The organism is Ruminiclostridium cellobioparum subsp. termitidis CT1112 (assembly GCF_000350485.1).
GTDB lineage: Bacteria > Bacillota > Clostridia > Acetivibrionales > DSM-1351 > Ruminiclostridium > Ruminiclostridium termitidis.
Window position 1 is genome coordinate 168,087 of the sequence record NZ_AORV01000035.1, and the last position, 23,442, is coordinate 191,528.

At 42.7% G+C, this 23,442-nt stretch carries 19 protein-coding genes; 3 read left to right on the plus strand and 16 right to left on the minus strand.

Annotation, left to right across the window (positions count from 1 at the left end; genetic code table 11):
- Positions 1–231: 231 nt before the first annotated feature.
- The 3 genes from CTER_RS13365 to CTER_RS13375 form a co-directional block, all read right to left on the minus strand.
- Positions 232–1,296, minus strand: a complete 1,065-nt coding sequence (locus CTER_RS13365) for an iron-containing alcohol dehydrogenase family protein (protein WP_004626069.1) — start codon at positions 1,294–1,296, stop codon at positions 232–234.
- Positions 1,297–1,352: 56 nt separating this feature from the next.
- A complete protein-coding gene (locus CTER_RS13370) occupies positions 1,353–2,006 on the minus strand; it encodes an MtnX-like HAD-IB family phosphatase (protein ID WP_004625931.1) in 654 nt (217 codons plus the stop codon).
- A 151-nt stretch (positions 2,007–2,157) separates the two neighbouring features.
- Positions 2,158–3,492, minus strand: a complete 1,335-nt coding sequence (locus tag CTER_RS13375; protein ID WP_004626051.1) for a DEAD/DEAH box helicase — start codon at positions 3,490–3,492, stop codon at positions 2,158–2,160.
- A gap of 243 nt (positions 3,493–3,735) precedes the next feature.
- Between CTER_RS13375 and CTER_RS13380 the strand changes: the two genes are divergently transcribed.
- Positions 3,736–5,523 carry a DEAD/DEAH box helicase gene (locus CTER_RS13380; RefSeq protein ID WP_004626014.1) on the plus strand — a complete coding sequence of 596 codons (1,788 nt, stop codon included), beginning with the start codon at positions 3,736–3,738 and terminating at the stop codon, positions 5,521–5,523.
- A gap of 68 nt (positions 5,524–5,591) precedes the next feature.
- Positions 5,592–6,191 (plus strand): nitroreductase family protein, encoded by a 600-nt coding sequence (locus CTER_RS13385; protein ID WP_004625929.1) that lies wholly within the window; start codon positions 5,592–5,594, stop codon positions 6,189–6,191.
- A 126-nt stretch (positions 6,192–6,317) separates the two neighbouring features.
- On the opposite strand, the gene CTER_RS13390 is transcribed toward CTER_RS13385, so the two are convergent.
- The 9 genes from CTER_RS13390 to CTER_RS13430 all read right to left on the minus strand — a co-directional run bounded on the left by CTER_RS13390 (position 6,318) and on the right by CTER_RS13430 (position 18,779).
- Positions 6,318–8,618 carry a cellulose biosynthesis cyclic di-GMP-binding regulatory protein BcsB gene (locus CTER_RS13390; RefSeq protein ID WP_004626023.1) on the minus strand — a complete coding sequence of 767 codons (2,301 nt, stop codon included), beginning with the start codon at positions 8,616–8,618 and terminating at the stop codon, positions 6,318–6,320.
- Positions 8,584–9,900, minus strand: a complete 1,317-nt coding sequence (locus tag CTER_RS13395; protein WP_004626054.1) for a glycosyltransferase family 2 protein — start codon at positions 9,898–9,900, stop codon at positions 8,584–8,586. Before CTER_RS13395 ends, CTER_RS13390 begins: the two co-directional genes overlap by 35 nt.
- Complete coding sequence (locus CTER_RS13400; RefSeq protein ID WP_165585965.1) at positions 9,897–11,396, minus strand: DUF2334 domain-containing protein; 1,500 nt, start codon at positions 11,394–11,396, stop codon at positions 9,897–9,899. Before CTER_RS13400 ends, CTER_RS13395 begins: the two co-directional genes overlap by 4 nt.
- 82 nt (positions 11,397–11,478) lie before the next feature.
- Positions 11,479–12,336 (minus strand): GGDEF domain-containing protein, encoded by an 858-nt coding sequence (locus CTER_RS13405; RefSeq protein WP_004626073.1) that lies wholly within the window; start codon positions 12,334–12,336, stop codon positions 11,479–11,481.
- A gap of 33 nt (positions 12,337–12,369) precedes the next feature.
- Positions 12,370–13,905, minus strand: a complete 1,536-nt coding sequence (gene wsfD / locus CTER_RS13410) for a glycan biosynthesis hexose transferase WsfD (RefSeq protein ID WP_131469433.1) — start codon at positions 13,903–13,905, stop codon at positions 12,370–12,372.
- 2 nt (positions 13,906–13,907) lie between these two features.
- Positions 13,908–15,548, minus strand: a complete 1,641-nt coding sequence (locus tag CTER_RS13415; protein WP_004626119.1) for a TlpA family protein disulfide reductase — start codon at positions 15,546–15,548, stop codon at positions 13,908–13,910.
- Between the two features lie 62 nt (positions 15,549–15,610).
- Positions 15,611–17,431, minus strand: a complete 1,821-nt coding sequence (locus CTER_RS13420) for a glycosyltransferase family 39 protein (protein WP_004625910.1) — start codon at positions 17,429–17,431, stop codon at positions 15,611–15,613.
- A 161-nt stretch (positions 17,432–17,592) separates the two neighbouring features.
- Positions 17,593–18,144: a hemerythrin domain-containing protein gene (locus CTER_RS13425; RefSeq protein ID WP_004626005.1), complete on the minus strand. Its 552-nt coding sequence runs from the start codon at positions 18,142–18,144 to the stop codon at positions 17,593–17,595.
- A gap of 5 nt (positions 18,145–18,149) precedes the next feature.
- Positions 18,150–18,779: a hypothetical protein gene (locus CTER_RS13430; protein ID WP_004625999.1), complete on the minus strand. Its 630-nt coding sequence runs from the start codon at positions 18,777–18,779 to the stop codon at positions 18,150–18,152.
- A gap of 236 nt (positions 18,780–19,015) precedes the next feature.
- Here CTER_RS13430 and CTER_RS13435 point away from each other — a divergent pair, with 236 nt between their 5' ends.
- Positions 19,016–19,831 carry an alpha/beta fold hydrolase gene (locus tag CTER_RS13435; RefSeq protein ID WP_004626137.1) on the plus strand — a complete coding sequence of 272 codons (816 nt, stop codon included), beginning with the start codon at positions 19,016–19,018 and terminating at the stop codon, positions 19,829–19,831.
- Positions 19,832–19,866: 35 nt separating this feature from the next.
- Here the strand turns inward: CTER_RS13435 and CTER_RS13440 are convergent, their stop codons facing one another.
- The 4 genes from CTER_RS13440 to tlp form a co-directional block, all read right to left on the minus strand.
- Positions 19,867–20,997, minus strand: a complete 1,131-nt coding sequence (locus CTER_RS13440; protein ID WP_004625939.1) for a serine hydrolase domain-containing protein — start codon at positions 20,995–20,997, stop codon at positions 19,867–19,869.
- Between the two features lie 125 nt (positions 20,998–21,122).
- On the minus strand, positions 21,123–22,550 hold the full coding sequence (locus tag CTER_RS13445; RefSeq protein WP_004625943.1) for a DUF6179 domain-containing protein: 1,428 nt from the start codon (positions 22,548–22,550) through the stop codon (positions 21,123–21,125).
- Positions 22,547–23,026, minus strand: coding sequence for a DUF6323 family protein (locus CTER_RS13450; RefSeq protein WP_004626095.1), 480 nt, complete (start codon positions 23,024–23,026; stop codon positions 22,547–22,549). The genes CTER_RS13445 and CTER_RS13450 overlap by 4 nt, the downstream gene beginning before the upstream one ends.
- Before the next feature lie 177 nt (positions 23,027–23,203).
- Entirely contained in the window at positions 23,204–23,425 is a 222-nt protein-coding gene (tlp, locus tag CTER_RS13455; RefSeq protein ID WP_004626134.1) for a small acid-soluble spore protein Tlp, read from the minus strand.
- Positions 23,426–23,442 lie beyond the last annotated feature (17 nt).

Consider the following 23,442-nt stretch of genomic DNA (forward strand, 5'->3'; position numbering starts at 1 on the left):
CGTCGGCAATTTTATCGCAATTGTTTTTAACCGTGCATCTTTTTTTATGAAGTTGTCCTCGCGTACCCAGTTGATTTTAAGAAAATCTTTCTGTAAAGTAAAACAAAATCTTTATCAGCACAACAGGTTATTTTTATCGCAACTGTTTTTAACCGTGCATCCTTTTTTTTATGAAGTTGTCCTCGCGTACCAGTTGATTTGCAATAATTTAATTCTGACCGGCAAAATTAATTAAGTCAGTATTTTGTTCAGTATCTCATTGCTCCTTAAAAGTTCCTTTGCCCTGTTCCTGTTCGCCTCAACATGTATGAAGGTATACCTGTTGGGTTTTATGGAGGGAGCAATGTCGATTGCCTTCTCAAAAGCCTCAGCCTTCATACCAAGAGTTGCAACATGATCAAAGAAGCCTGTATCGCCCAGGAACTTTTCCACGCGCTCAAACCTGTGCTGCTGAACCAGACTCATCAGGTATGTTGCAATTCCCACCTGGATTCCGTGGAGCTGAGGCTTGTCGAGTATTTTATCCAGAGCATGGGATATGAGGTGCTCACTTCCGCTGGCCGGTGAGCTGCTGCCCGCTATTTCCATTGCAATACCGCTCATGGTCAGCGAGTCAACCATCTCTTTCAGAAAAAATTGTTCGGTTATATTGGTGTAGGGCATTCTCACAATACTGTTGACCGACTTTTTAGCCAGCATGGCGGCAAAATCATCAACCCTTGCCGCATTGTTACGTTCTTCAAAATACCAGTCAAATACCGCCGAAATCTTAGAAACTATATCTCCCAGCCCGGAATATATGAATTTGACAGGAGCGTTTTTTATAACCGCAAGATCAACAATGATACCAAAAGGCATTGCGGCATGCACCGAGGTTCTTTTGCCGTTTATGACCAGTGAACAGCCTGAGCTTGAAAAGCCGTCATTTGAGGTTGAAGTGGGTATGCTTATAAAAGGAAGGTTATTCAAAAAAGCAATATACTTGGCAGTATCCAGCACCTTTCCCCCGCCCACACCGACGACCGCATCGGCTTTTGAAGGGATGGAAAAAGCATGGGGTATAAGCTTTTCAATGGTTATATCATCAAAGTCATAGGTTTCCAGAAGTGAGAGTGCCGTTTTATTCTTAATGGAAGAAATGATTTTTTCTCCAAAAAGCTCTCTTATGCCCTCTCCGAATAGCACAATAACCCTTGAAATACCGGCTCTTTCAACATATGAACCGACATTTTCCAGAATGTTGCTGTTTACCTCCATTATTGCAGGAATATCAATTCTGTGTATGGCTGTTTTCATATTGCCTCCAAATTCTTTACTCACATGCCGGCTGTTTATACGGTTTTTGAGGTTGTCTATTTCAGCATCCCCTGCCGGACCATATACTCATCAACCTCATTATATTTGTTAAAAGGAACAAATGGTACATTTTGTTCTGATAAATGCTTTTTCAGATCATTTCTTGCAAAAGCGCAATCGGCAGCTTTTGCCGCCCCTATATCAGGCTCGCTGTCCCCGGCAAAATATACTTTTTCATATCTTGCCTTCAAGGCTGCTACCACTTTCGCCTTATCTATGCCCCAAATACTGGAGTAAAACTCATTCTTTGGATCGGGCATTATGGTAATTCCTCTGTTCTGGTATCTGCCCTCCATGGAAATTACCGTGACATTCCGAATATTGAAATGTCCCAACAGCTTTTTAATATAATATGAAGTGCCGGCACTCAATATATAAAAATCCCCTCCCGAAGCCTCAACTTTTTTTATAAAGTCTATTGCATAGGGATCAAGGGGAAGTCCCAATATATCCTCCAGGATTTCTTCCTCGTTCCTGTCCATGGAACCGAAAATCCTGTTCAGAAAGTCCACGTTTATTTTTTTTGTCTTTTTCCATTCCTCATAATAATCCCAGGCCCAATCTTTTAAATACTTATCCATAACTATATGGTAAAAGTCCCTGTCTGTAAGTGTTCCATCAAAGTCAGATACAAATGCGAATTTTTTCATGACGTTTATCCCCCAATAGTTTGAATATATTTATTGTTTGTTTATATTTGATTTTATATATCCTTTGCTGTATACCCTTTATTGTATACCCTTTATTGTATATCCTTTGCTGAGCTGTTTTTCCTATACAAGTGCTCCCTGTTGGATAAGACTAATTTGGACGGTCTTTTCCAGTGCTGCTCTTTTTGCTGCCAATGCTCTTAATGTTCTTATTATTTGGATTCTTGATGCCAAAATTTGCTTTGGGCTTGCCAGGCCTTTCCCTTTCAGACCTTCTTGAAATAGTTTTTTGCTGAGGCTTTACATGATTTACTCTTGGTTCGGAATTCATTACTACGGCAGGAGTATGATTTACAATTGAATATTCATGTTCCTCAACTACAGGTATACGCTTTGATATTAATTTTTCAATATCTTTTAGATACTTCCTTTCCTCTTCATCACAAAAGGATATTGATGCACCTTCCTGCCCTGCTCTTCCTGTACGGCCGATTCTATGAACATAGGTTTCGGGAGAGGCCGGCAGATCAAAATTAATAACATGTGAGAGTTTTTCCACATCAATTCCGCGGGCGGCAATATCCGTAGCCACCAAAACCCTGATTTTCCTTCCCTTGAAAGAGTTTAATGCCAGCTGCCTGGCGCCCTGTGATTTATCTCCATGTATGGCCTGCGCTTTAATTCCCGCTTTGACAAGTGTTTTTGCCACTCTGTCCGCACCGTGCTTTGTACGGGTAAATACCAGAACCGATTCAAATGTTTTATCCTTCAACAGATGTATCAATAAGGCTCTCTTGTCTTTCTTTTCTACAAAGTAAACGCTCTGCATAATAGTATCCACAGTTGATGAGACCGGCGTAACCGATACTTTTACCGGATCTGTCAGCAATGAATTTGCGAGTTTTGCAATTTCCTCCGGCATGGTAGCTGAAAAAAGCAGAGTTTGTCTTTTGGAAGGTAAAATTTTTATTACTTTCCTCACATCGGGTCCAAACCCCATATCCAGCATTCTATCTGCTTCGTCAAGTACAAAATAACCGATATGTGATAAATCAATATATTTTTGATTGATCAGGTCAAGCAATCTTCCCGGAGTGGCTATTAAAACATCAACGCCTGCCTGCAATTTATCTGTTTGTGTTTTCTGCGCCACTCCTCCAAAAACAACACAGTATTTTAACCCGGTAAATCTCCCGTAAGCTGCGAAACTCTCCATAATCTGCATTGCCAATTCTCTTGTAGGTGTGAGTACAAGAGCCCTTATGGGCCTTGATTTCTTTCCTGCAATTTCTTCTGAAAGCAATTGAATTATGGGCATTGCAAAAGCCGCCGTCTTACCTGTTCCGGTTTGTGCACAGCCAAGCAGATCCTTTTTTAACAGTATTGGAGGAATAGCCTGTTCCTGAATACTTGTCGGCACCTCATATTTTTCATGCTCTATGGCCCTTAAAATAGGTTCGTTTAAATTTAAATCCTTAAATATCATATTTCTCCTTAATATATGTTGGTTTTATTACCAATCTATAATAGCATAGCAGCCAGGTACTGGCAAATAGTGTTGCAGCCCGTGATTATTTTGTTAAGGCAATCTTAAAAATATACCGGGTTCAAGCGTCCGAACCCCTACCATATATTACCACAAAATAAATAAACATTGCAAAAACAGTAAATAATAATTATTATTGTATAGGTATGATAAATTTTAAGATTATAAAGTAAAGGAACAAAAATGGAAAATTTAAGTTTTAAGGATCTCAACCTTTCAAATGAAGTACAACATGCAATAGCCGACATGGGGTTTGAGGAGGCCACTCCCATTCAATCCCAATCTATTCCCCCAATTCTTGAAGGTAATGATTTAATAGGCCAGGCTCAGACAGGAACAGGAAAGACCTGTGCATTCGGCATACCGGCCATTGAAATGATTCAGCCCCAAATTGATACCATACAGGTTTTGGTGCTTTGTCCCACAAGAGAGCTAGCAATACAGTCCTCGGAAGAGCTGAGAAATGTATTGAAATATAAAGACGGAATAAGAATTTTACCTGTATACGGCGGCCAGCCCATAGACAGACAGATATTGGCGCTGAAAAAGCGTCCCCAGATTATAATCGGAACTCCCGGACGTGTTATGGACCACATGAGACGCAGGACCATAAAGCTGGAAAACCTGAAAATGATAGTTCTGGATGAAGCGGATGAAATGCTGAATATGGGTTTCCGCGAAGACATTGATACCATATTGGAAAAGGTTCCTGAAGACAGGCAGACAATACTCTTTTCGGCCACAATGCCAAAGGAAATTCTTGATATAACCAGGAAATATCAAAAAGACCCGGTTCATATAAAGGTAGCACACAAACAGCTGACTGTTCCCAGTATTGAGCAGTATTATCTGGAAGTCAAGGAATCTGCAAAGCTGGAGGTTCTTTCCCGCCTGATTGATACAAATGACATCAAGCTGTCCCTGGTATTCTGCAATACTAAAAAGAGAGTCGATGATCTGACCTCAAGTCTCCAGTCAAGAGGTTTCTCAGCCGAAGCCCTCCATGGCGACATGCGCCAGGAGCACAGAGACAAGGTCATGTCCCAGTTCAGAAAAGGAAACTTTGACATTCTGATTGCCACAGACGTAGCAGCAAGGGGTATTGATGTGGATGACGTGGAAGCCGTATTCAATTATGACATTCCAAGTGATGAAGAATACTACGTTCACAGAATCGGCAGAACAGGCAGGGCGGGCAGAACAGGCAAAGCCTTTACCTTTATTTCGGGAAGGGAAATTTATAAGCTCAGAGATATTCAGCGCTATACAAAATCTACTGTAAGCTTGATAAAGCCTCCCACAATAAATGATGTTGAAGAGAAAAAGATGTCAAATGTGCTCAATTTACTTAAGGAAAATCTGGGCCATGAAGGATTATCCAAGTATCTAAGCCATATTGAGAGATTTGTAAATACAATCAATTCCGATACTGAAGATCAGGATGATAGTTTCGTAACTTCTCTGGATGTAGCTGCCGCATTGTTAAAGATGTACACCGAGCAGAGCGGAAACTTTCCAAATACGGTAAGTGAAATAGACGAAACGTCGGATTTCGATTCGGATTCCGGCAATGATATGGTAAGGCTGTTTATCAATATCGGCAGCGAGAACAAGATCCAGCCCAAGCATATTATTGAAGGCCTTGTGGAATCTTCCGGCCTTCCCGGTAAAATGGTGGGTTCCATAGATATTTTCGACAGGTATTCCTTTGTTGAAGTACCAAAGGAATTTGCCGCAGAGGTCCTGCGGTCCATGAAGAACCATACCATCAAGGGCAAGAGGATTAATATTGAGAAATCAACCCCGCGTAAAAAAGCCGGAAGAAGCAGTTCCGGTTTCGGCAGAAACAGCGGCACCTACAACACCTTTACCGGTCATGGCGGCGGAAACGGAGGCCAGGGGCCGAAAAGAAAGTCAGGTCACCCGGGTTTTAAAGCTGCAGGCGGTAAATCCTACAGAAAAGACCGGTAATATATGTTTAAAATCGTATTTAAGTGGTAAATCTTATTTATGTAAAAACATTAAGGAGGATTACCAATATGTCAAAAGATTTTTATAATGCGGTTAAAGATAGACGTTCTTTTTATGGAATCAGCAAAGAGTCAACTGTTTCAAATACAAGGCTTCAGGAAATTGTAAATGATGCAGTTAAATACGCTCCTACTGCGTTTAACAGTCAGAGCAGCAGAGTCATGGTTTTACTCGGCGTACATCACGATAAATTATGGGATCTGACAAAGGAGGAACTGAGAAAGCTCGTACCTCCAGAGAACTTTAGTTCAACTGAAAGCAAAATTGATTCATTTAAAAACGGTTATGGTACGGTATTGTTTTTTGAGGATCAATCAGTGGTAGAATCACTGCAGCGCCAATTTGAACTGTACAAGGACAATTTTCCCGTCTGGTCTTTAGAGTCCAGCGGAATGCTGCAGTATATAGTTTGGACCGCACTTGAGCTGGAGGGTTTTGGTGCTTCGCTGCAGCATTATAATCCCCTTATAGATTCCAGTATAAGCAGGGAATGGAATATTCCTTCCAACTGGAAGCTGCTGGCCCAGATGCCTTTTGGAAAGCCTACTGCTTCTCCCGATGAAAAGCAGTTTCAGCCGCTGGATTTCAGAGTAAAGTTTTTAAAGTAAAGTTTAAAGTTAACCTTATTGCGCAAATATTTTAAATTTAAATAATCTTTAAAGCAGACGGGGCCGTCTCAAGAGAATCAATTGAGACAGCCCCGTTTATATTATTGCCGGATTGTAATCCCGCCATTATGGATTTGGCTTTTTATGCCGCATTCTCAGTATTATCAACAGCATTGCCAAGAACAGCACCACCATGACCGAGGTTCCTGCAAGTGCAAACAGCAGGGAGCTTCTGTTTTCAAATATGCTCTTTGCCAGGGTGGGTTTGGTTTCGGTAAGCTCCTCATTCTGAAACTGATAGGATTTTATATTGCCTTTGCTGTCAATCAGAACAAAATCATTCTTAAGATTCCAGCTCATTTTTTCATTGCTGACCAGCTTCATCACCCTGCCAAGAGCATTGGGATCAGGCCCTGTCAGGACCAGAAGTGCTCTGCCGTCGGCATAGGGTGATTTCAGCAGCTGCAGCGTCCCTATGGATCTTGCATAATCAGAGGTAAGGATTAATTTGTCATTTGTCATAAATTCCGACCCGCTGCTGTTATACTTAAAGTAAAGTTTGTCATTAATTTTTGATATGAGGCTGTTACCGGCAGGAGTTCCCGATGTGATGATATTATAGTTTGCCTCCTGCTCGTTGAATTCGCCCGCCTTTTTAACTGTCAGGCTGCCATAGGCATCGGCTGCAGCCGAATATAATGAAAGTGTTCTCCCCAGCAGTGTCAGTTCTGCTGCAGACGGTTTGTCCGACAATACCAGCAAAACGTCGTTCAGACTGCCCCCTTTCTGAAAAGGAGCCGGCCTGCTGTCAAAGCTGAGTCTGGTACTGTTGTCGGGGGGCAGGTAGATGGATGTATTCTTTGTGATATATGCCCATGGCATCTCATCCCGCCTTGTAGTACAAAAAAGATCGGGTATTTCCAGATCAAATGCAAACTTCATGCTGCTGCCTTTTGTGCCCACGACATCGGCAGGCATGAAGAAGGTTAGTTCGTCATTGTCGGCGTTCTCCAGCGCCAGCTTTTTACTTCCCACAGGTATATCGCCCCAGTAGACGGTGAGCATTGACCTATTGAAATCCAGATTTTTGCTGTACCTGAAATTTACCGTCACCTTACTTGCTGAGGATAAGATATAATCGGCAGGCAAGGGTAAAAACAGTGTTTTTTCCTGGCGGAAGGGCCCTATGAACTCAAAGCCCCCGCCGGTCATCTCCTGAAGGTTATATCTGTCGGCTTTCATATCACTTTGCGCTCTGGCATTCTTCCTTATTTCCGCAGTACCTTTCCTTATGAAGGTTATATTATCGCTTTCCTGACTTACACGCTCACTGTCTCCCAGGAAATAACCCGCTTCGGCCAGACAGTCGGCATCCTCGGAGGTAATGAGGAGCAAGGGATTGCCCCGGTCATCATTTACAAACAGGAGCATGACCTGCCCCTTTAACTGATTGCGGTAAGGCTGAATATATTTAGTGAGCCCGGCAGGCATATCCTTTGACAGTCCGACCAATATATGCCTGCTTTTGCCGCCGCTTTGAGCTTCCTGCCAGGAACTTATTTCAAGATTATTATTATTTTTTGTATTCTTGCCCAGTCCGGTCATAATCATCATGGCAGCAGCTACCTCTTCGTTCTGAGCCGTATCTGCAACAGTGACCGCCGTATCCGCTCCGCTCTGGTTATCCGAAGATATGAAGGGATACGGATAAAAGTCGATACGGTTTTGGTGAGCCAGCAGATCATAGCCTACTTCCACACCGGAGGCTTCGGAGAAGGTAATCCAGTTTGCATTGCTTTCATCGTCTATGCAGCCCTGATCATTATAAAGCCTGGCATAGCCAAATATGGTAAGGGTGTTTGTGCTGCTCTCCCTGTCATTTTTGATCAGGTTTGCCGGTATTAAAACATATATAAAATTCTTTTCATTATTTTTATAGGTCAATTGGCAGGAATAAAAGGGTTGTTTGTTTATTGCAAAGGTCAGCGTGCAGGGTATGTTTTTTATCAGCTGGCTGACCCTGTATTCCAGCTTTACACATACATATTTCGTACTCCAGTATTTAGGCAGGCTGAAATACAGGTCTGCCGAAGAGTATATTCCCTTCAGTATCTGCGGCGCATCCCATGTAAAATCCGCAGTCAGACTGGCCTTGGGAAGTTTGGGCTTTGTGGATGCAGGCGCGCCGGCATTTTCGAGCATACTGCCGACACTGGACAGCAAAGCATCCTCCGAAGATATTACTTTATCCTTATTATCCCGGCCGGAGACATCAGTTGCGGCAGCCTCGGCAATGGATGCTTTTGCGGCAGAAGCTGCATAGACGTCCCGAGCTGTTCCGCCTGCCGCAAAAACTATTGTTATCAATACAAAAATAGATACTCTGAAGAATTTACTCCTTCTTCCTTTTAACACGAACATGAACATTAGCATTCTCCCCCGGTTCTCTATTATTTTCTATAGATCGCTCAGTTTTATACCACTTTATCTCTCTTTTAAATATGGCATCATTTGCACTTTGTATTAAAGCATTCAATACTACAGCCACCCATAGCTTGGAATAGGTAAAAAGCATCAATAGTATGAGCAGTGCCGACTCCATATTGAACTCATTTTTCTCAACTGCCAGGGTTATCAGCACATTTAAAACAAATACGAGTATGGCCATAAGCCAGAGCACACTGGAAAAGCCCCCCAGGGTGACATGTGCAAAACCCAAAACCGACAGGATGAATATCAGATCGGAACAGACAAGAGAGGACAGCATAAGGATGTAAACCAGTCCGTAGTACAGGACATCCAGCCGCATAGCTCCAGCTTTCCTGTCAAATACATACTTGAAGTTTTCCTTCAGTACGTATATATTCCCTTTTGCCCATCTTGTCCTCTGCTTGAGCCATATGCGTAGCAGCTGCGGTTCCTGTTCCCAGGTCACAGACAGGGGCATCAGTTTAATTTTATATCCCATCCTGTATATTCTGAAGCTTATTTCGGTGTCTTCAGACAGGGCCTTTGTATCCCAGCCTCCGATACGTTCAATAATGCTCCTGCGTATGACAAAGTTTGTGCCGGGTATTGTGCACAGCTTGAAGAAAAACCATCTGCCTGCCTGGTTCATACATTGATAAGCCAGGGTTTCTATATTTACAAAGCGGGTCATCAGGGAAGCATTCCTGTTCCTGGTTCTGAACTTTCCTATGACGGCGCCCAGCTTATCGTCCGACATGAGATTTTCCACCAATAGGGTGAGTGCATTGGGTTCGGGGGTATTATCGGCGTCATATATTGCGATTACACTTCCGCTGCTCACCGAAAATCCGATATTGAGAGCATTGGACTTTCCCTTGCCGCCCGAAACGTTATCGGTATTTATTACTATCAGCTTTCTGTCGGGATTTTTTTCCTGTATTTTTTTCAAAACCTCCGCAGAGTCATCAGAGGAATTGTCGTTTATTACTATGATTTCGTATTTATCCTTCGGGTAATCAAGAGCCAAAAGCGCCTGAACAGTCTTTCTTATTACAATGCTTTCATTATGAGCCGGAACCATTATTGAAACCATGGGATATTCCTTCAGCTTTATGTGTCCGTCGGTACGGTTGACCCGGATGTAGTAGAGAAAGCCTCCTATGGACAAAACCACATTTATCAGCATAAGTCCCCAAATAGCAATAATAGCGTACAATGACAATATATCTATCAGTGTCAATCTGTGTCCCCCTTATCGGTATTTTGGCCTGAATTGCTTTTGAACAGGAACCGCCTTCTGTTTTGATAACGCGCAACTGCTATGAAGATAATAAACAGAATGGAAATTCCGCTAACAATTATCAGAAGCCTTTTGTTTTCCCTGGCCATGCTTTCGGCCAGCCGTCCTACCACTCCCCTGTTATATTCAAAATTTTCCTCATAAGTGAAAGGAGTATATTGCAGGGACTGTACTCTGCCATTCAGAGTCAGTATATCTCCCCTGGAGTTTACCACCCTGTCATCGGTGTAGACCGTATGAGCTATGGATCTCAGGCTTTTCAGCGGTACCGCAGAATCCTCAATGAGCTTTATCTGGTTTTCTATGGTGCCCGTATCGTCATTCATATCCAGATACAGAGCCGTGCTATAGGTATTGACCATGTTACTGCCTGTATCCCCGTTGAGGAGCGCCGGAGCTATAATATGGTGTCCATCGGAATAAACCGTATTGTAGCCGTCAATATCCGACCAGTTGTTTCTGTCCTGACCGGTGTACAAAATAACCGTACTGAATCTTCTCAATATATCCAGTCCCAGTTTTTCATGAATCCAGTTATTTGGAGCCTCAATCGCCGTGGGAAATACGCCGTATTTGTTATATGCCTCCACCGCAGAGGTTATTTTCCTGTTGACTTCCTCAAGGGAAGGCTCAGCAGTGTTAATCATCGGAGCCTTCAATATTATTCCGGCCCCCTTTGACTGGGCATATCTGAGTATCTCACAGAAATGCTTCATTGCAGGATATTCACTGTTCCGGTATACAGGCATTACGGTTATGGAATACGGAGTACCTTTTTCTGCCAGCATTTCTACAACCTTCAGCAGCCTCTCACCGTTAAAGAACGGGTACACATTATCAAAAATTATATACTGGGGGTAACTGTTGGGCAGATTTTCAAAGGGCCATTTCCACTTTGAAATCTGATCTGAAAATGCTGCCTTCAAAATATCATTTTCATAATCAAAAACTCCCATACAGCTGAATCTGTCCGCACTGACAGATAATTCCGAAGCTTTCCCATCTGCTTCAATATAACCGGCACTGTTTGCAAATGTACCCTGAACAATTGTCGCCCTCTCGGCCTTGAGCATACCTGAGCTTTCCTTCCCGGCACTGAAAGCATAGGAAAACCGCACCACAGCATCCTGTACCTGAAAAGAAACACAGTTCAGTTTCAAAGCCTTAATTATATCAGTAACATCTCCCCCGCCTACAACCATTATTTTATTGTTCAAACCCTGAAGCTCCCGTAAAAACACAGGGTTTATACCATCGCCTTCATGATAAAACAAAATGCTGTCAAATTTATCAAGCATTCCCCTGCTTTGGTCAACAGTACTGTAGGTGGTCCCATATCCCATGTAAGTCAGTATGTCGGCCATAGCCGCAACATTTTCATACGCCCTTTGAGTCATATCGTCATCATAGACAAAAAGTATGTCTTTTGCTTTCAAAACATTGGCCTCCCGGGCATAAGCCCCCTTCAGCGGCATCATGAAAAATATGCAGAGGCATAAAATGAATATCTGGGTTCCTTTAAACGTCATACTGCAGTTCCTTTTCAACACTCTGTTTAAAGAAGACACCGTCGTTTCCGATCTCCTCCCTGTATTGAACAAAAGCAATCTGCACCTCAACTTTGATCGAGGTATCGGTAATCCCGTCAAATGCATCTTTTTCACCTACCATCGACCTGATCCGGTTGCGGACCAATTCTCCTCCGGCGTCGTCACAGGTCAGAATAATTGCAAGACTTCCGTCACTATCTATACTGTATTGGTTGTCCTCCACCCTGATGGCATCACCAATTACCTCGGCAAGCCGCTGTTTAAGTTTATCAAAATTCTTTTTTGAAAGTATTCTCTTCAATTCCTGGGCATAGCGCAGCTTTATCAGCATTAGAGTCAACGGAAGTTTGTTGCGTCTTGTATACCTTATCTGCTTATCAATATCGTAATAAAAGCTTCTCAAATTATACAGGCCTGTCAGGGGATCTATCATTACAAGCTCCTCAACCTGCTCTCTCAATATGCTGTTTTCCAGTTCAAGTTTGCTGCGGCCGAATATAAACAGTCTCATTGAGCCCACCACCAGTATTGGCAGTACAAGCCAGGCAAATGAATAGCTACTTATAACCGAACCTCTTTGATACAGCATAAAAAGTTTGTAAGCCGTGAAGCAGATGATTTGGGACCCGACAATTATAAAGGAGGCCAGGTCGGCCGAAAACGTCACAAGTATGATGGCAATAACAGTGACAAACAGCATTACAGCGTTTTCAATCCGGAATTCCGAACCTCCGGCAAATAAAACCGCCAGGCTGAAAAACATAGATATTAAAAATGCTAACAATCCCAAATCCTGAACTAAAATTTCAAAACGTTTACTGGCCATTTCTCCTCCATGTACCTGCCCACATGCTGCAGGCTACAATATTTTAAGTCTGTGCAGCACTTCCGCTAAACTGAGATAGATTATAAGGTCAAGGGAAACACTGAAAAGAAAAAGGTTCTGAATCATTTCAGCATCTCCGCTGTTAACTATCGTAATAATAGCATTTGACACACCCACGAAGAATATTACAAGCATAACCTCCAGGGGTATTGAACTTCTTTGCCGGTATCCTTTTATGATTTTAACCGACTTCTGCTTGAAGAGCAAAACAATTGCCACCAGCAAAACTATCAGGAATCCGATGGTTTTCGGTATGGAATTGGTTTTAAAACTGCTCCATAAGGACCAAAACAGGCTTTTGGCCATCCTGGGCATCCCTGCACCTTTCTCATAATTTCCGCTGAACTCTCTTCTGACATTAAAAGCCGCTTTCACTGAAATATCCAGCATTGCAACCAGAGATCTGGGATGCTTAAAATAATAATAGGCTATTTCAGCTGAATTATACCTGTCATAAAACCCTTGTTTCAAGTCTTTGTTTTCGGGGTCCAGCAGGGGATATTGTTCATTGCTGCTTGTGTCTGCAAGTATTGAATAGGAGCCGTCAATGCCGAATTCCCTCAAGGTCTCTTCGGGATCGGTTGACTGCAGCAGCACTCCCCTGGTCATTGCATTGTATTTCCCCGAAAGTGTGAAGGAAGAAGGTGCGTATGCGGCAGAAAACATTACGCTCAAAAAAAGCAGAAGCACCGCCGCAATACAGCCTGTTCTCCAAAACAGGCCTTTATCGATAAACACAAATTTTACACCCAATATTCCTAAAAATAAACCTGTTATAGCGTATTTATTTTCAATGGTTGTCAAAACAACCCCAAAAATTGTATATATAATAAGATAAAGCATATTATATCTTTCCTGCTGCAATGCCAAAGCAGCACCGGCGCAGAAAATTATGGAAATCAGCACCAGCGGTTCTGTATAAAAGGAGCTGAAGTAGGTTATGTAGGATACATCTGCAAATATAACCACACCTGCCAAACCTATTACAACACTTTCGGTAAAGGTCTTTACCCTGTATGCGGCCTGCTTTACCAGCAGAATGACTGCAGGGATATATAACAATCCGTATATCAAAGCCAGAAATCTCAAATCAAAAATATTGTCACGGGTAAACAACCCATCCAGCCCTTTTGCAGCATATATCAGGGCGCGCTGACCTGTCAGCCCGGCAAAAAAACCGCTTTCCGGGGCCAGGGACAGATACTCCCTTACGTAGTAATTAAAATACAGGTTTTCACCTGCGTCCTCTCTGTGGTATATCCCCGCCGGATTAATCCTGCGGGCGAAGGAACCGTCATCCGACATGCCCAGAAACGGCGGCACAAACAGCATGATCACAAGCAGCAGCAGTGCCAGTGCTCCTGCTCCCAGCCCAATGACAGTTATTGAGTACTTTCCCTCTCTGTTTTTGTTCAAACCTGCTACGGTTTTTTTTGAAAAGGCTGCAAGCCTGCTCAAACCTGAAAAAATAAATCTTGCTGTTTTCCATTCATCTTTATTGTTTTTCATATTCATAACGCCTGCCTGGTGTCTTTTCCGGCAACGCTGTAAGAAAGCAGTGCGATGCATTGGTCAAAAGAATATATTCCTGTTCCGTCAGGATTTCCGAACGCGCCGTTTACTTTGTTACCCGAATCAAATACACGCATTGTCTCCATTCTGGCTTGTGCCCTGTTTGCCAGCTCCTTGTCGCCGGCCGCTGCGGCTATCATGCCAACCAGCCCGTATATTGCGGTCGATTCGTAATTATAGCCGTCAACCACCGTTCCGTCGGCTCTATATCTGGCATATATCCCTTCACCTTCAACAGCTGTTTTTAACCATTCCAGAGTTTGGGGCTTCAATTGTCCGATTTTCGCAAGATGAAGAAGTGTGACCATTCCCTCAGCCATATTGATATCCTCTTTTTTATAGGTTTTCCCGGCAATAACATATTCAGGGTAATACACGGGAAAGACGTCACCAATATAACCGTCTTTTACTATTGCCAGGGAATTGGTATATATCTCCTTCCAGCGGGGATTTAGTTCTGCAAGGTATTGCATGGCCTCAAAATCTGCAAAACACAGTTTTAAGCTGTCCGACTTTTTCCGGTATTTAAAATCATATTGGTTTATGAGGTTTTGCTTATACGTATTGTAACGATAAAGTGCCCTCTCATAATTCCTGATGGTGTCGGCATAGCCTCCCCATAATTTTTCAGCGTTATACAGTGCCCGGAATATTCTGAGGTCATCCAGGGTCGAATTAACTTTTGCAGGCCCCTTGTCAGTGACCACCCACGCAGCCAGAGGATTATCGTGCATATTTTTATTTACATAATTGAAACTTTTTTCAAAAAGACTTTTATTTTCAGTGTTTACGGCATATTCCATCAATAAGCCCTGGGATTCGCTCAAAACATCGGTATATCTCAAATCCGACACTTTTTCGGGCAGGTAATTGGTCCTGACACCGCCGTCCCTGTTTATCATCTCCTTATCCAGAAAATTAAAAGTTTCATAAGCACTGCCGTGTACCGCGTAATCAACCATTGATTTCAAAAGCTCCGGCTTCATATCCTTCCCCGCATGCCACGCTCTCAACAGCCCCTGACCATCAATAACAAGGGTTGTAGGTATGACCTTGAGTCCCAGCTGGTCATATACCTTCAAACCCTCGTCATATACGTTTTCAAAGGGTATTTGATTTTTTTTCAAATAATCCAGAGCCTGGGCTTTGGTTTCTTTATTATTATCAAGTTTATTTACCAATAACATCTCAACATTTGAGTATTGGGAAAGCCGTTCCCTTATATCACGCCACTGTTCCAGCTCACTGTTGCAGTATGGGCACCAGCTGGCCCAGAAATTTAAAATAACTGTTTTGCCCCTCAGGCCGGACAAAGCAATTTTTTCTCCGTCTTCCCCTGAAAAGGTCAGATTTGACAAATCCATATTAAGTGTGCATTTATCCGGGAGCAGATCCAGCTTGTCCGCCAGTCGGGTATTTGATGAAACTTCGTTTTGTTCTGCCGCCCCTCCGAGGGAAACATCAGGCTCTTCTTTTTTGTTTGCCGAAAGCAGCCATGCCGATATCAGACCTGCCGAGACAATAAGCATGACAATTAAAGCAATTTTAACTACCCTTTCAAATTTCCTTAAAAGATCCATTGTACCCTCCATGTGCCCTATAGCTTTCAAACCGGTATCCTTCCTGTATGGAGGAATAAAATTTACTCTTTATTATCCTCCTTGAGCTTTTCTTCTTTTTCCTTCAAATATGCCTCTGTTACGGTAACAGTGACATGACCCTTTTGTATGGCATCCAGCATGTCAAACCGGTTGCCGGCAACAGTATTTTTATCTTCGCCGGTAAACACCGGGGCTTTGCTCTCCTCAATACCGGGTTCCTGTTTTTTTGATAATTGTTCTCCAATTGACCTGTTTTCGTGTTCCGGCCCGGCTGCTTCACTTTGGCTCCCGCAGCTCTGCTCTTCCCTGTGCCGGTGAAACCTGAATATTTCTGCCGCACCCACAGCCGCCAGTATTGCAAATACAGGCAATATACTGTAGTGATATCTGCTCTGGCTTTCGACTACCATATGAAGAAAAGCAATACCGACAAAATACAATATCAATATATGCACGGTGCCTGCCCTTTTTCTGAACCACAGGAATATTCCGGCTATAAGGGACATATAAACACATATGATGTAATATATATTATTCCAGATTGCTACACTATTTATAAATTCTTTTCTCTCGGGAGTTAAATTGTGCTGCTGTTCCATGAACAGTAAATTCCAATAGGAACCATAATCATCATTTGCCCAGAGAAGAGCATATTTTTGAAATAGCAGGTTGGCTATACCCTCAGGGTCTTCCTTTATCCGCTTGAGGGCCTGCTCCAGAGAGGCCTTGTGGGCTTCAACGGCTGAACCTGTTTCTATAAACCTGTCGTTGAGGAATTTTGCATCCTGCTCATTCCAGGCTCCTTTTGCTTCAACATTCAAACCCACCATCAGATTATATCCGAAGGATACGGTAGTATCCGGAAGCTTTCTGTCAATTGCCCGGGCGGTAGCCCCGCTGATCAGCTGGGAGCAGATTAAAAAACCGGCCAATAAAAAAATTGCCCTGATCCATCCCCTTGCCATGCAGGTCTTTATCAACCCGGCTTTTGTATTTGAGGCTTCAGCATTTCCGGCCTTATAGGTTATTGTACAGACTATTATGGCTATAAGCAGCACCACCGACACCGGACGTACTCCGCCTGCAATCGCCAGCATGATACCTAAAAGGATGTTCAGCACAAATATCCTTATATCCCTGGCCGAAGAGGAGGGACTGAACAAATATGCCGTAATCCATATGCAAAGCAGGGACAGGCAGGTGAAAAGCGGTTCGGAGGCCATCTGATTTATAAAGAGTACCTGTGAAGGCCAGAAAGCAGCCAGCACCATTGCCAGAACGCCCGCCGCCCTGCCGCAGACGAGTCTCGCAATCCTGTTCACAAAAAATACACTCAAGAGGCTGACAACCAAATTAAAATACAGGCCCGTTGTGACAGAGGCGCCAAACACCTTGAATATCAGCGATAGAATATACGGATAGCCAATGACATGGGGAAACTGTGATATATAATCGCAGTATCCGGCTCCGTCTCTTTTAAGAGTGCCTTTTGCCAGCAAATCGGCCACATTGTAATAGGTTTGAAAGTCAGATTGGGGTTGGACCGGCAAATAACGGATAATCCATATTCTGACGGCTCCGGCGGCAAGAATCAAAGCAGCAATAATCACAGCTTCAGCTATGATACCGGGTATCCTGCTCCGGAGTCTGAATCTGTATATATCAAAATGAGAGAGTATAATTGCCGCAGAATTGGATATGAGCCACAGACCGCCCATGGCTAAAAGGATTCCCCCATACCACAAAAACGGATATTTTGTTGAAACTCCTATGTTCAATATCCCGCCGAACAAACTATAGCATACAAATATACCAAAAAAAGTCAAGTATATATAAGTAAACCAGTTCCTGCGTGTCTCCATAATATACTTCCCCTAATCGTTTAATACCAACAGTTCTAGACAACAGTCTACCATAATTTACTGCAATTGAATAGATTTAAGATTTGACAAAAATTTTCTTTTTTAGTTTGGATAAATGTCTCATTTGCTTATGTTTTGTAATACCAGGGGCTAAAAGCGCATCAGGGCTTTGACTCCAGTTCGGCAAGAAGTTTAATATATTTTTCCTGAATATGCTCCCTTTCCGCTTCCTGCTCCAGCTGCTCGCCTTTGGCATTCAATTCGTCCATTGTCTCTTTGACCAGATTGTTTTGGGCGTACTTGTATACCACCCCATCCTCCTTGTCAATATGCCTGTGGAGCAAGTGGGTGTAGGATATGGCATTTGCTATGACATCCAGACGGGCTTCATCGTCTCCCTCCATCACCTTTTTGAGAGCAGCTTCCAGCTCCTGCATATGAAGCCTTCCAAGATCATGCTCCACCAGCATGCCATGGCGTACAAGCATTTCAGCAGGACGTCCCAATTCATTCATCATTCTGTCAAAAAGCAGTTTCTCTTCTTTTCCGTGATGATGTCTGTCGGCATAATTTCTTACAAAATCAATCATTTTGAAAAAGTCCCCGTACTGGATCTGTTCACCTTTCATTACCCTGTAACAGTACTTCCTCATCACCGCCAGCATTCTTTTTATATATTTGTGCTCTTCCACCATTACTTCGATCAAATCCATCTTATCTATCTCCTCTCAATCCTGTGCACTCCATCGGATGCCGTACTGTATTGATAGTCATGGTCAATGGCGTTCACAAAAGCAGTGACCCATTCTCTCCTCAAATCATAAAAATGTTTGATATCCCCATTGACCCTTTCCCAGTAGGGTGTATGCAGGCAGGTTGTCGTCCTCCAGACAAATTCCTTTTCGTTTGAGCTCATCACCTCATTGACCCTGTCACAGGGCATGCCCTCAAGTATAAAATCATTCAGGGCGTTGAATATCTCCTCCGGTGTGGCGGGCTTATCCTGATAAGCGGCAGCTGCACTTTCCCCCTGTCTTCTGAACAATTCCAGCAGTTCATTTTTATATGACATATCCTCTGACAAAATTAAAGTCACGAGTGATGCCTGGCGCAGCTCGGCACTTTCTATCCTTTCCTGCAGCCAACCGTGAATATTGGAGGTGTCTATAATATTTTCCAGAGGCTCCTTCCCCATGGAGGCACCATATTTTTCACTGTTTTGGCCTGCCCATTTATCAGCGGGCAGACCTTTGTCTTCAGCCCATTTCATAACATCTTCCTCGATTTTCTCGGTCCAAAGGATTTTATTATATAACCAGAAATGAATCTTCCCTAAAAATAAACTCATATTTTTTCCCCTCTCAACAGGTAAATCAGTTTACCCGTTCCTCCTCACTTATTTTGAAAAGTACATACTGCTTATTCTTCACAAATAATGATAATTTATTATTTGATCTTTTCCCTGAATTATATACCCTCATTCAATTATGTAAATCAGCTTTATAAAATATAAACTTTATTCCACACAAATATTTTTCAAATTGAATATTATATAAATATATTAAGTACAGAGAAGGTGTTTTTTTGGAATATTACATTAGAACCGAGGCCGATGTTAAAATATTTGTCCACGATATCAATCCGGGGGGCAAAACGACGATACTCTTTATACATGGCTGGCCCTTAAGCCACCGTGCTTATGAATACCAGTTCAACAAGCTACCCGCCATGGGCTTCAGATGTATCGGAATGGACACAAGAGGTTTTGGAAAATCCGGCAAGCCCCACACGGGATACAGTTATAACCGCATTGCCGATGATATAAGGGGAGTGGTTCATGCGCTGGATTTAAAGAACTTTGTATTGGCAGGACATTCCATGGGCGGCGCCGCTGCCATCAGATATATATCCAGGTATAATGGATATGGAGTCTCAAAGCTGGCCCTTTTCGGCGCCGCTGCCCCAAGTCTTACAATGAGGCCAGGTTTTCCATATGGTCATCCCAAAGAGGACATAACCCAAATAATAGAGAGTTCTCTTAAAGACAGGCTCCAGATGCTGAGAGATACTGCTCCCATGTTTTTCTCCAAACCTATAACCCAGCCTCAATCCGACTGGTTTTTCCTGATGGGCTTTGAAGCCTCGGGCATAGCTACTGCAGCATGTGCAATGACTTTCAGGGACGAAGCCCTTTTCAACGATCTGGATAAAATCCGGGTACCCACACTCATCCTGCACGGAATTCATGACCAGGTCTGTTTGTTTCCTTTAGCTGAAGTCATGCATCAGAGTATCAGGAATTCAGTGCTGATACCTTTTGAAAACAGCGGACACGGTTTATTTTACGAGGAGCAGGATAAATTCAACAGTGAACTGGCAAGGTTCATAGGACAGGTGTAACATTGAAAACGGGGCTATCTCAAAGATAAAACAATTTATTTTATTGCCTGGATCACATAATCCTCTATCAACCTTTGAGTGTCGGCACCGTCCCGGGATCTGGCATTGATATTTGCCGTAACTACTATAACCATATTGGTTTCAGGAATCACAACTATCTTTTGTCCCCCTGCTCCGTCAGCCCGGTAGGTGTGATAGGTCTTTCGGGCGGTTTTGTTTTCCATGTCCGAAATCCAGAACAAATAGCCATAATCCACACCCTCACCGGCTTCAATCTTCCTTGTGATCGAGGCTGCTGCCCACTCTTCAGGTATGAGCTGACTGCCGTCCCAATTGCCCTCGTTCAGATATAAATATCCGAATTTAGCCATATCCCGGGCTGTAAGATACAGACCTGTACCCCCTCCGTAGCAGCCCGCCGGGTCCATATCCCATCTTTTGACTTCAATATTTAATGGCTTGAATAAGTACTTGTCTGCAAATTCTTTTGTTTTCATGCCGGATTTTTCAGATATAACGGCGGACAGAATCTGGGTCAGTCCGGTGTTATAAACAAATTTGCTCCCCAGTTGGTCGGTAAGCGGCTTGTCAAGTGCATACCGAAGCCAGTCTGAGCTTGAAAAATAACCGTTATAGTTATTGTCAATGGACTCAAGTCCTCCTGTCATGGTCAGTACGTTTTCGATAGTAATATCCCTCTTCTTTGTATTATCGACCGGGTCAAAATACTCCGGAATGAGTTCCGCAGCCTTTTGGCCGGTACCGGCAACCAGTTTTTCACGTATTGCTATGCCGGTCAAGGCCGACATCACACTTTTGGTTACCGAATAAACCTGATTGTAGCTGTTCTTTCCCGCACCGTTATAATACTCCTCGAATACAAGAAAGCCATTTCTTATAACCAGCAGGCTGTATACATTGGGATAATTCTCTTTTATTCTTGTATGGGTCCTGGCAAGCTGCCGCTCATCAAGTCCCTGCTTTTCAGGAGTTGATGTGCTCCAATCCTTTGTGGGCCATTTTGCAGCAAGTGCGCCGGCAGCCTGAGTGCCCTGGCTCTCTGCCGTGGCACCCCGCCCTTTGCTTTCCTTATTATCGCTGCAGCCTGCACATGTAAAAACCAGGCTTGCCAGCAAAATTAAAATTATCAGGACGGTTTTTTTCATACCAACCTCCATGACCTTCAACGGTCTGCTTTTTTAGCTCTACTTTTATATTAATTATAAAACCGTATATTTACAAGCAGAATATGGAAATCCATATTGTAAATATTGGGATATCCGTGCTGTAACTACTCAAACCCGTCGTACTCCTCAGCCTGCTTCTGAATCTCATTCAACTTATCCGTGTCAAGAGCTTTTAAATATTCCAAAAAATGCTCCTGCCATTCATATTCCGCAGTTTTGTTTTGAGAAGCAATGCGCTTCAAATTCAAACTGCCGTCCCGGAGCTCCCCATGAAATAATAAACCGGCCAGTACAGCCAGTTCAGACTCCTCCAACCCGGAAAAAAGCTCTTGATATTCATTTCCGAAAAAGCAATCGGAGTTCATAATATCAAGGAAATCATACAAAGATTTGATACCTGTTTTTATCTGACTTATTTTGTCCTCCATATTATCAATTACTGTCAGTTTGTTTACCAAAGCGTTAAAGTCGTCATCCTTGATCCTTTCGCCAACTTCCAGCCACACTGAGCTTTTCCTCCGGTTTTCTTCATTATTGGTGATAATTATACTGTTTAAGGCATGATTTTGAGCCAAAAAAACAAGCCTTTCTTCAAACAAGGGCTTATACCGGTGTATATATTCCAGCATCCTGTGATCTGTAAGCCGAAATCGGGTTATCATTTGCTCCACAGCCTGTTCCACCTCATTACGGATACCCTCCGCACTTAAACATGACAATTTTTTGTTAAGAGTATGAAATTCATCTGCCCGGATACTCAGGTTACCCGCCCTTTGGCCTGCCATTATTGACAGCACGGCATTGTTGAATACCAATTCAAAAACGTTTATCAATTCAATTTTATAATTTAATTTCATAGCGGCGCCAAAATTTTGCAGTAGCTTATTTATTTCGTCTGATTTGAAATTCCTGCAAAAATCTGTTTCTATTTCAAAATTCTCTAAATAGTTTTTAATATACAGAACTCCCTGAATACTCATATCATCAAACACCAGCGGATAATCAATACTTCCCGCACCGTCATGGGCGCGGAAGATTATATTATAACTTTCCAGAAATACAGGGATTGCTTCGTTAAGGGTGAGATTATATGAATCAAGCGTTATGTCCAGTTTGTTTTTCCGTACTTTAAGGTATAAGGCTTTTGTTTCGGCAAGCCACTTTGCTGTCTGTTCCACGCCCTGTTTATAAATATCCTCCGTTACGCCGGTTTTCAGCTTGAATACAGCCTCTTCGGGACTTCGGCAGCCGAGGGCAAAAGCATCTATGGCATACAGCAGGGAGCAGAACAGGCTTTCTGCCGTGTCCATCGCCACAGAAGTGCTGTTTCCATTTGTGTATCTTAATATCAGGTCTTTGAGCAGATTCATCAGATTTAATTGAATGCGGCTGATTATGCTATAGTCCAGCAGTTTGGTACGATAGGCTTCGTTCAGGAGGGATACGGTATACTGGTTGGCCTTAAGCCTTGTTTTATCAATATTATTTTTGAGATATAGTTCATTGAGTTCATTGGTTTTATTATTAATCAATGCTGGGCATCACCTTTCTCTAAAATATCTCTTTTTTGTTCCCGCTTTCTGAAAGCTTCGGCATATTCCTGCACCACACCTTTCAGAAATTCAACAGAACCCCAGCAGTAATTTTCAAATAATTCCCTGAGCAATGTTATCAGCTCGTCATCCGGTATCTTTTCCTCGGTCTCATTTTTTAAATAATAGAATAGCTCCTGTATTTCATTGATAATATAAAGATAATTCCCGCTGTCGATAAAAGAAGAGGTGCAGAATTTCTCCATTATCTCCCCTGTCGCAGCAATGCCCAGGTCAACCCTCCCGTAATTGCGCAGTACCGTATTTCTCACTTCAACAATATTTTTGGCATCCTCTGCTGTTATAGTCAGTCCGTATTGCCTCGAAGTATTATTAATGTTCATCAGTATACCAACATATTTTTCATTAAGCAGTGGATTGGCGGAATTTAACAACATGGGTAAAAACATATACATCTCTCCCTCCAAAAAATAAAAATTTTGCTTCAGCCTATTGACATTGGTTTTAAATTGTGCTATCATTAAATTAATTGTAATGTTCTATACCAATGATATTATAGGCTTCTGCTGTGATATAGTCAAGAAGTTTTTTTATTACAAAAAACCCCCGGCCTTGCCGGGGGTTAATCATTTTTATCTTGATTTTTTATGAGCTTCATCTTTTATTTCTTCACGCATTCCCTGAAGAGCGTCCCTTCTTCTGTCATTCTTTTCTTCAAGCTCACTTTTCTGGGTCGGGTCATCCACTTTTGACATCATATCTTCAGCAGCTTCCATGTTTCTGATGGTATGATTGATATTGAATTGTATCCTGTCTGCGTTGTTACTTCTGTTATCCGGTTTAGGCTTGTTCATCCGTTATCTCTCCTTTG